A 9899-nucleotide genomic window follows, 5' to 3' on the forward strand; every position below is an offset into this window, starting at 1 on the left:
TCCCGAAGTTCGGCTCGAACTTTCCGGCCGCAGCGGCCCGCTTGTGGTAGAGATTGAATACCGCGTACCGCGAGAGAATGCGCAGGCGTTTCACAATGTAATGCAGGACGTGCAGCTATTTCGTCAGCGCACCGGCGCCTATGGCTGGTCGATCGCGCGCGACATCGCCGACCCGGAACTCTGGACTGAGCGTTATCACTGTCCGACATGGCTAGACTATCTGCGACAGCGCAACCGCTCGACGCAGTCGGAGCGCGCCCTGGATCGACGGGCAGCGGCTTTCCACGTTGGCCCTGATCCGATACGTGTCCGCCGCATGCTGGAGCGGCCGTTCGGGTCAGTGCCACGAAGCGAAGATGGACCATTCCCGCGCAGCGAGGTGCGCGGCTAGGCGCCAATCGAGCAAGAGTTGGCGATGGGCGGCGGCCGACGCGCAAATTTGCGCAACGGCAAAGATCATCGTAATCGGCGTAGTTGGCATCACTATCGCTGTTTAAGCCATCTTGATTTCGACCGCACAACTAGATGCCCTTCGTGGGGAGCAGGGACACCGCACCTTCATCGAGTTCGTCGCCTCGAGGACGTGCGGTAGATCTCATTCCTCGGGCAGATCATCAAGCCAGCAGGCCGTCGCGACGTGCGGCCGGGAAAAGATCTTGCCGATCTTCTCGGGAGCTTTATTCTGGTGGTATCGCATATACACGCGGCCATCCTGTCCTAAGTCCAATATCTCTATTTTTCCTGTGTAATGGGACATGATGTATTTAAACGTCTTCTCGATCCCGCTCAGACGTTGGTTTATGCCGCGTACTATTTCTAGTCCGCGCCGCAACGCGACTTGGAAGTGCGACGCACCCTTCACCGGCCTGGCTTGAAATAAGTAGTAGGGTCGCACTCCGATTTCGTGGCATTTGGCGAAGGTCGCCGCTAATATTTCGGGATCATCGTTGACTTTGGCGAGAAGCACGGACTGATTAAGGAATTGCACGCCCTGTCCGCGCAAAGCACGCACTTGGTGCTCCGCGCCAGAAGAGATCTCACCTACGTGATCGAAATGCGTGACGATGATTGGAGTTTTACCCGCCTTGTGGATACGCTTGAATAGCGCCGGTAGAGCGGAATCTTCAAACCGCCTTGGGGCATAGGCCAGCATTTTTGTGCCAAATCTGACCGAATTCAAATGATCTATTGGGAGCAGGTGGTCAACGATGTTGTCCAGATTGGCGGTGCTGAGCACGAACGGGTCGCCTCCGGAAAGGAGTACGTTCGTCATCTCAGGATGGCGCGCAATATACTGCGCGGCCTGACCGAAGTCCGGTGCGATTTCATCCGAAACCTTGCCCACAATGCGCTTGCGAAAACAGTAACGGCAGTATGAGCCGCAGCGTTCCGTCACCAGCAATAAACCGGTCTGGGCGTACTTGTGCTGGAGCCCCGGCACGACCGTGTTGTCGTGCTCGCCGCTCGTATCCAAGGTACCTGGGCTTTCGAACTCCTTGACTGATGGCTCAACAATATACTTCAGCTGATCGTAGTAACCGCTTTTGATGATCTGTTCGCGATAAAATTTTGTGACATGATAAGGTGTAATGTTGTTGACTTGCAGTTCACTCTCGCTAACGACGCGAGTTCCTTCAATGAACTTCAACAGGTGCGCTCTGCGATCGAGCGGATTAGCTGTGCTTTCCATCGCGTGCCCTCCAGCACGTTTGATTCAATGCGATCTCTTGCTGGTCTACAGTAGACCATCAACAGCGAATCGATACCTACCTAATGTGGTGAGAACTATCGGACCCGATAATGGAGAACGTTGCACCGTTATTCGTCAAATGGGAGCGCGCGAAGGATTGCGTCGCAATGGTAATCCTAAGTCGTGACCATTCGAGCGTGCTGAGTAGGCTGAATTGGCGCCGCGCCTCGTCTCAGGGACGTTTGTGCACAAGCGGACAGCCTTAGGCGCCAGATCAAGGCACGCTGACCTGCCCCTGAATTTTCATCCAGCGGCCGTTAGAGTCTCTGGGTTATTTGCAGCGAGACCGAACTTGGACCACCCAGAATTAGAGTTTTGCGCTTCTTTCACGGTGGCGGGCTGGTGACGCCATCGCGGTTGTGCAGTAAAATCGGTCGGCCTATTGCCGATTGCCCCATGCGGGCGTTCTTCATTGTAGTATCTGCGCCAAGTCTCTACCTTTTCCTGGGCGTCCGCAAGGCTGAGGAACCAGTGGGCGTTGAGGCATTCGGCCCGGAAGCGACCGTTGAAGGCTTCGATGAAGGCATTGTCGGTCGGCTTGCCAGGCCGCGAGAAGTCCAGCGTGACGCCGCGCTGGTAGGCCCACAGGTCAAGATCGCGCGACACGAACTCGCTGCCCTGATCGACGCGGATCGTCGCCGGGAATCCCACTTCCTTACAGGCCGTTTCCAGGATCGCCACGACGTCGCTGCCGCGGAAGGTGAACCGAGGCTGCAGCGCGGGTGAGAAGCGGGAGAAGATATCGACGATCGTGAGCACGCGCAGCTTGTGTCCGTCGCCAACTGATCGTGAACAAAATCCATCGCCCAGGTCTCGTTCGACCGGGTCGCCGGCCGGCGATCATCGCGCAGCTTGGCCTTGATCCGGCGCTTCGGCGTTTTGTTGCGCAGTTGCAGGCCCAACTCGCGATAGACGAGCCGCGTCTTGTTCTGGCCGTGGTGACAGCCCTCGCGGCGGAGCAGAACGTGGACACGGCGATAGCCGTAGCGAACGCGTGCATGACAGATCTCCTTGATCCGACGTTCGAGGGCAGCCTGGCCGGAGCGACGCGATTTGTAATGGTAGTTCGACCGGTCGAACTCGAGGGCTTCGCAAGCCTTGCGGATCGAGACTTGCCACTCACCGCGAACCTCGTCGTCCAGCTTGCGCTTCCGGCCAGGCTTCATAGCTTTCGGCGGATCACGTCCTGCAACATCTCCTTGTCGAGTGACAGATCGGCGACCAGCTTCTTCAGCTTGGCGTTCTCGTCCTCGAGCTGCTTCAACCGCCGCATCTCGGTCGGCAGCAGACCGTCATACTTGGTCTTCCAGTTGAAATAGGTCGCCTGGCTGATTCCGGCCTTGCGGCAGATCTCCGCGACCGGCACGCCGTCGGCACCTGCTTGAGAATGAACGCCTTCTGGGCGTCTGAAAACTTCGAGGCCTTCATCGTTCTTCGCTCCTCTCAGCCGCAAACCGGTGCGAAAAACTCTAACCAAAAATGGTCCAGTTTGCCGGCCTCAGATCACATTGAACCCCGTTTGAGCGGATTGGTAACCGGTATGAGATTTCTTGGTGCCGATTGTTCCGCTGCGATATTCAAGATCGTAGCGTATGGTGCGACCATCGGGACAGAGGCACCGGGAGCACGAAGGTGCGGGCAGGCCGATGCATACGATGAGCCGCGAGCTCGAGTTAGTAGCTGGCCGCCTCTGCGACTCGCCCGCTGCGCTGAAAGCGCGAATCCGTAGTTGTCGTGTCGCCCGTAGCTCCCGTCATGTGGTCTGATTGGCGGGAGGTGCGAATGCGACGGGTGATTGGCATCGACGTCCACCGAACTTTCGGGGAGGTGGTGGTTTGGGAGGACGGCAGCTCCGACATGCGGGCCGCATTGATATGACGCGGACCGCGTTGGAGGGATTTGGCAAGACCCTGCTGGCCAGTGATGAGGTGGTAGTGGAAGCGACCGCCAATAGCATGGCGGTGTCGCGGGTTCTGGCGCCGTTCGTGGCACGGGTGATTATCGCAAATCCGCTGCAGGTGAAGGCGATCGCCCAGGCTCACGTCAAGACCGACAAAATCGATGCTGGCACGCTCGCCAGTCTGCAGGCGGCCGGGTACCTGCCGCAGATCTGGACGCCTGACGCGGAGACGGAACGCAAGCGTCGGCTGGTGGCGCGGCGCTACCAGGTCGTGCGGCATCGCACGCGCCTCAAGAACGAGGTGTATTCGATCCTGCACGCCCACCTGATCCCGAAGTGCCCGCATGCCGATCTTTTCAACGCCCGCGGCCGGGCGTGGTTGGCCGCCCAACCGTTGCCGGACGATGAGCGCGCAGCCATCGATCGGCACGTCCGCGAGCTTGACCGGCTGGCGGAAGATCTGGCCCTGCTCGACCGCGAGATCGCGCAGGACGCCATCGACGATTCCGAGGTCAACAGATTGATGACGATCACCGGTGTCAACTTGGCGGTCGCCGCCGGCATCATGGCGGCGATCGGCGACATCAGCCGGTTCAACAGCCCGCAGAAGCTGGTGAGCTATTTCGGGCTGAACCCCCGGGTGCGGCAGTCTGGACTGGGCGCCGCCCATCACGGCCGCATCAGCAAGATCGGCCGCAGTCACGCGCGCGCCATGCTGGTCGAGGCGGCCTGGGCAGCGGCCAAGGCGCCCGGTCCGCTGCATGCGTTTTTCGTGCGCATCCGCGCCCGGCGCGGCCATCAGATCGCCGCGGTGGCCGTGGCCCGGAAGCTCACCGTGCTTTGCTGGCATTTGTTGACGAAGGGCGAGGATTACCTGTGGGCACGCCCGGCACTGGTCGCCATCAAGACCCGCGCGATGCAGCTTCAAGCCGGACATCCGCAACAGAAAGGCAGCCGTCGTGGGCCAGCGTATGCCTACAACATCAAGGCATTACGCGACCGCGAGATGTTGATTGCCGCCCAGGCAGAGCAAAGCTACGAGCGCTTGGTGACGCAATGGAAACCACGGCGGCCAAAAACCGGCGCGCGGGCGCCTCAGCTCGGCAGGACAAAATAGGCAGCCTGGCGGCGCTTGCAGCCGACGCGCCACGCTTCGCCACGAGGTCGCCCGCGCCCGCCAAGGATAATCCCACCTGACGGCAAGTGCCAGCCAGGAATGCAGTCCCGTTACACGCCAGCATGCCGCCGTGCTCGGGCCGGTCAAGGCCAAGCCTTGCGGCGGCCGCAAACGCGGCCAGCCTTGACCGACCCTGCGCGCGGCGGCTGCGAGATCGGTGGCCGGGACGGAAGAATGGGCCCGCGGCGCAGCCGAACAAAAGAATGGACGTACGCGATTTCTACAATCGTCATCTCGGTCACGAAAAATCGCTTGTCCATCTCATCCGTCGAGTGCAGCTTGTCGCGCTTCGTGGCCGGGAGGTTCATAGGCGAGCACTTCGGTCTCGACCTCATCCACGAAGACCGCAACGCTAGGCAGCTGGGGCGGAGCTGGTCGGCGACACAGCCCCATTGCGCCCGCGCGGCCTCACACTGTCCCCGGCGAACGCGCTGGTGCTGAAGGGGAAGACGATGTGCCGTCCGTGCTTGCCGGCATGGCCCAGCATATTATGCATGAGGTCGCCGCCGGGGTTGACGGAGTGCCGTGGTCGCAACAGGCACGCCGGCGTTTGCAAAAGGCGAGGTATCGGTCGATCGGGGCGCGGGCACAGGATACGGTATACCGAAGCCTGTACCACTTCCGAACAAGCGGTGCTGTAATTCAAGACGGACTGAGGCGCAGCGCTTCAGCCACAGACTCCTCGAAAATTGCTAGACCTTCGTTTAAGGTTGCGCGGTCAATCGTAAGTGCGGGTAAAAATTTTATAACCTGATCATCTGGTCCGCACCGTTCGATCATTAATCCTTTTTCGAATGCCTTACGTGTGATCGTATCCGCTATTTGCGCGGCAAAGCAGTCAAAGCCGAATACCATGCCGCGCCCCCGAACCGCAAAACGATTTCCATATTTCGCTGCAATCGCTGAAAGTTGGCGATGCAGAAAAGTGCCTGTGCACTTGACCTGATCTGCGAAGAGTTCCTCGCGCCAGTAAATGTCAATTGCGGCGGTTCCAGCCACTAGCGCGAGATTATTCCCCCGAAACGTTCCCGAGTGCTCTCCCGGTGCCCATCCATCGAGTTCGTGCTTGATCAACAGCATTGAGAGTGGAAGGCCGTATCCGCTTAATGATTTCGACAGCACGACTACGTCGGGCGATAACGTCGCAATCTCGAAGCTAAAGAAGTCACCCGTGCGACCACAGCCCATTTGAATGTCGTCGATTATGAAGAAAGCGCCAACATCTTTGGCGATCGTCTGCACCGATCTCAGCCATTGCTCAGACGCGACATTAATTCCACCTTCTCCCTGCACTGTTTCTAGTAGAATGGCAGCTGGGAGATCCACTCCACTGCTCTGGTCCATCAATGCAGTCCTGAGGTGTTCAGCGGTATTCACGGCGGGCCCGAAGTAGCCATCGTATGGCATGAAGGTCACGCCCGAGAGAGCAGCGCCTGCGGGTTTGCGGTAGAAACGGTTACCGGTTGCAGCAACGGCTCCTAGACTCACTCCATGATAACCGCGAGTGAAAGAAATAACGTTGTGACGTCCTGTAACTTTGCGCGCGAGCTTTAGCGAAGCTTCGACAGCATTCGCTCCCGTTGGGCCGGTGAACTGAAGGCGGTATCTCAAGTTGCGCTTTTGCAGGATAATTGAGTCGAAGGCCTCCATGAAGTTGATCTTCGCGGGAGTCGCCATATCGAGAGCGTGTACGAGCGCATCAGATTGGAGATAGTCAATGATAGCGGCTCTTATAGCATGATTATTGTGTCCATAGTTCAGCGCTCCAGCGCCAGAGAAGAAGTCAATGATTTTGCGCCCGTCGTTCGTTAAAATAACCGATCCACGGGCGTTGCTGAAAATTGCGGGAAACGCGCGAGAATATGATCGAACGTTGGATTCTAGAGCTTCCATTGTTTTGAGGTGTTGAGAGGTCCTCGGAGCGGTGTTCATTATGGCTATCCTACGAAGTGAGTGCATCGAAAAAGATGCGGCCCTTCTGCAAAAAGAGAGCGGCATCATCTACTCTGGGTGCCGTCATTTAGGCACCTACCAACGCTGGTGGCCTAGAACCCAGGTTAGGTACACTGCTCCTGTAATAGCACGTGCCAGTCTGTCACGTCCCTGCGAGTTCCGCGCAAGATGCAATTGCCGACCAACGCTGGATCGATCTTTGCGGTCTGCCGCACCCTCGAGAGTCCCGCGGCGCTGAACCGCGAGCCCGTTTGGCCGGTCGAACGCCCCAAAAGCAACAGCATGGCCGAGGCATTCGAAGTCTTCGAAGTTGACTACGCCCGGTTGAGCCACCATGCCTGATGCGAGTACGGGCGATGCGGCGTATCGACTATTGCATTAAAGACTCAATTCAGAACACTCACGGTCCTGGTAGGGTTGCGCTCAAACGCGCAGTTCATCACATCATTCAAGCTAGGCGCGTGTACGAGCGCGCAAAGTCCTGTTTTCGACTCACTTCGGGTCACCAAAGCGAGGTTCTCAGCCCGTTCACGAACACAGGATGCGGCTCCCCGTGGTTATGAAAATTGCGGACGACTTGTCAGCTTCAAATTACCGACGTTCTTCAGCATGCCTCTTCATGAGCTAAGGTAGACAAAATCAATGCTGGCACGAGGATTGCTCCTCGGGGAAGCAATAGGAAAATGCCAATCGCCGACCTCAACATCTCCGCGTTAGCACTGATCGGTATTTGGGAGTGATGTTTGCCTACTCTGGAGCGACAGACAATGGTCGCCTCAAATCAAATACGTTCGACGCTCTGATTGTGCCGCAATGTCAACTCGAGCCAGGAGAACCGCCATGAGACTTCTCATACTCACAGGCCGTCCGGATTGCTTAGGTGAAAACGATGTTCCCATCGGAAACGCGTTCCGTCGTTTCGGCTGGGAAGTGATTTTCGGCGAGATCACTGGTATCGGATCAGAAGACTTTCGCTATTTTACACGCGGAGTCTTGGTGTCTCCAAGCGGAGACCCGCACCAACTTGGCTCGGCTGCGCAGGGCGCCAAGGACGTATACTTTATCGACGAATGCCAGCTCGTCTTGGTCAACGGGGGGCCGCCGTCCAGCATCTCCCGTGATGTATGGCAAATGCTCTGGCTAGCCTCGCAACATACCACGTTCGTCAATAGCATTGCGGGTACGTTATTTCTAGAAACAAAGCATGCATTGGGTCTCATCGTGCCGAAAGAGCATCGAGCAGTTGCATATGCATCGAACGAGTTCTCCGTACTTTGGGAACGCTACCGCCAGAGTGCCGATCTCTGCTGGGTTGCGAAGCCGGCGAACGCGTATGGCGGAGAAAACGTCTTCTTGCTTCCTCCCAACGGACCGAATGTCCGAGCCATCCTACAATGCCTAACTGGAAATGTTGACGCGCAGAGCAAATTCGGGGGGCTCACCGAACGCGAACCACTCGTGGAGCGGTACCAATTCCAGTACGGCCGTGAAGGTTTTGTGGCTCAATACGCTCTTCTTGAGCGCTTCATCTCTGAAGTGCGGCAGGGCGAAAAGCGCGTCATCGTTGCCTGTGGGCGGGCAGTTGCTTGGCACGGCCGGAAAGCGCCGCTTGACGATCACAGATCTAATATTACGCAAGGAGGTAAGCCAATTCCTGTCGACTTGCATTCCAAAGAGGTTGAACTCGCCGAGTTGGTCGGTCGAAAGCTGATGGACTATGGCGTGAATTTCATTGGGCTTGATATGGCTTACCCTTACATCATTGATGTTAATCTTACGAGCCCCGGAGGGTTATACGACGCGAAACTGGCCTCGGGCGTAGATCGATCCGATCAGGTAGCAAAGCTCATGATCTCCCTTTCAGAGGCCTAGAAGCCTATGGACTGAGGGAGTGGAAGCCGTCGTGTGCAGTCATGGGCGCGGCCCCCAGCCGCGTCCGGTTAGTCGGACTGGGGCGATACCCCACGCGGTTGTCGCGAGTGCGACAGGCGTACGCAGTCGGGAAGCGGCTAACAATTCGGAACTGTACCCAGGCATTTGTAGCCGCTCGCTGCGCTCCTTACGGATCTAGTGCGCGAAATCTTCAGGGACTGCGGCTAGCCCATCCATAACGATACTTCTCAACAATACCACTCTTCGGGCAAGGCGACCTCGACCGGACGACCGCCATCAATACCCGCCAGAAACTCCTGTTTTCTATGATTATCTGCCGGCGGATTGCCCGTTCGATGACGCTCCTGGATCGATAAAGCTGTCGTTTAGAAGGGACGGGGCAACAGATGGGGGTGTCGCATAGAGAGATGGTCTCGGTTGTCTGAACCGCAATCCCGCGTCGATAAGTGGAGCTTCTGCCAGAGTTAGGCTGCCGCGGGGAACGGCAGCTGGTTGAAGTAAGCTTGATCCGGAGTGCCGCGGTCAAGGCTCGAGTGGGGACGCCGGCCATTGTAAAAATCGAGGTATCGGCTGATCGAGGCGCGGGCGTCGAACACGGTGTCGTAGGCGCGCAGATAGACCTCCTCATATTTGACACTGCGCCGCAGCCGCTCGACGAACACGTTGTCGCGCCAGGCACCCCGACCGTCCATGCTGATACGATGCCATGACTGGCGAGCACGCCGGTGAACGCGGCGCCCGTGAACTGCGAGCCTTGGTCGGTGTTGAAGATTTCCGGCTTGCCGTGGCAAGCAAGAGCGTCCTCCAGCGTCTCGACAAGAATGCGGCTTCCCATCGTGATCGAGACGCGCCACGACAGCACCGGACGGCTGAACCAGTCAAGCACCACCGCGAGATAGACAAAGCCGCGCGCCATCGGGATGTAGGTGATGTCCATCGCCCAGACCTGGTTCGGGCGTGTGATCTCGATCTCGCGCAGCAGATACGGATAGATCTTGTGCCCGGGTTCGGGTTTGGTGGTGCGCGGACGGCGGTAGAGCGCCTCTATCCCCATCCGCCGCATCAGCGTTTTGACATGCCGGCGGCCGATCTTGCTCCCCTCGGCAGCCAGCAGGTCTCGCAACATTCGCGAACCGGCGAAAGGAAACTCCAGGTGCAGCCGGTCGAGCCGTCGCATGATCGCGAGATCGGGGGGCGACACCGGACGTGGTAGATAATAGACTTCG

General features: G+C 58.1%; 5 protein-coding genes and 3 pseudogenes. 4 read left to right on the forward strand and 4 right to left on the reverse strand.

The window, feature by feature from the left end; genetic code table 11:
- Window positions 1–391, forward strand: a 391-nt coding sequence (locus tag IVA79_RS17235; RefSeq protein WP_247554773.1) for an MFS transporter, incomplete at its 5' end; no start/stop codon positions are given.
- Between the two features lie 204 nt (window positions 392–595).
- Here IVA79_RS17235 and IVA79_RS17240 read toward each other — a convergent pair.
- A complete protein-coding gene (locus IVA79_RS17240) occupies window positions 596–1690 on the reverse strand; it encodes a KamA family radical SAM protein (RefSeq protein ID WP_247554776.1) in 1095 nt (364 codons plus the stop codon).
- Between the two features lie 386 nt (window positions 1691–2076).
- A pseudogene (locus IVA79_RS17245) lies at window positions 2077–3178 on the reverse strand (IS3 family transposase).
- Window positions 3179–3550: 372 nt separating this feature from the next.
- Here IVA79_RS17245 and IVA79_RS17250 point away from each other — a divergent pair.
- Window positions 3551–4767 (forward strand): annotated as a pseudogene (locus IVA79_RS17250) (IS110 family transposase).
- A 702-nt stretch (window positions 4768–5469) separates the two neighbouring features.
- Here IVA79_RS17250 and ectB read toward each other — a convergent pair.
- Complete coding sequence (gene ectB / locus IVA79_RS17255) at window positions 5470–6759, reverse strand: diaminobutyrate--2-oxoglutarate transaminase (protein ID WP_247554778.1); 1290 nt, start codon at window positions 6757–6759, stop codon at window positions 5470–5472.
- A 189-nt stretch (window positions 6760–6948) separates the two neighbouring features.
- Between ectB and IVA79_RS17260 the strand changes: the two genes are divergently transcribed.
- Window positions 6949–7122, forward strand: a complete 174-nt coding sequence (locus tag IVA79_RS17260) for a hypothetical protein (RefSeq protein WP_247554780.1) — start codon at window positions 6949–6951, stop codon at window positions 7120–7122.
- 498 nt (window positions 7123–7620) lie between these two features.
- Window positions 7621–8652: a RimK family alpha-L-glutamate ligase gene (locus IVA79_RS17265; RefSeq protein WP_247554781.1), complete on the forward strand. Its 1032-nt coding sequence runs from the start codon at window positions 7621–7623 to the stop codon at window positions 8650–8652.
- 485 nt (window positions 8653–9137) lie between these two features.
- On the opposite strand, the pseudogene IVA79_RS17270 reads toward IVA79_RS17265, so the two are convergent.
- Window positions 9138–9899, reverse strand: a pseudogene (locus IVA79_RS17270) (IS3 family transposase); the annotation flags it as partial.

Origin of the sequence: Bradyrhizobium sp. 138 (assembly GCF_023074075.1) — a bacterium.
Lineage (GTDB): Bacteria > Pseudomonadota > Alphaproteobacteria > Rhizobiales > Xanthobacteraceae > Bradyrhizobium.

Coding starts and splice junctions, on each gene's coding strand:
- ectB (WP_247554778.1), bottom strand. CDS start 6,759: ATGAACACCGCTCCGAGGACCTCTCAACACCTCAAAACAATGGAAGCT.
- IVA79_RS17240 (WP_247554776.1), bottom strand. CDS start 1,690: ATGGAAAGCACAGCTAATCCGCTCGATCGCAGAGCGCACCTGTTGAAG.
- IVA79_RS17265 (WP_247554781.1), top strand. CDS start 7,621: ATGAGACTTCTCATACTCACAGGCCGTCCGGATTGCTTAGGTGAAAAC.
- IVA79_RS17260 (WP_247554780.1), top strand. CDS start 6,949: ATGCAATTGCCGACCAACGCTGGATCGATCTTTGCGGTCTGCCGCACC.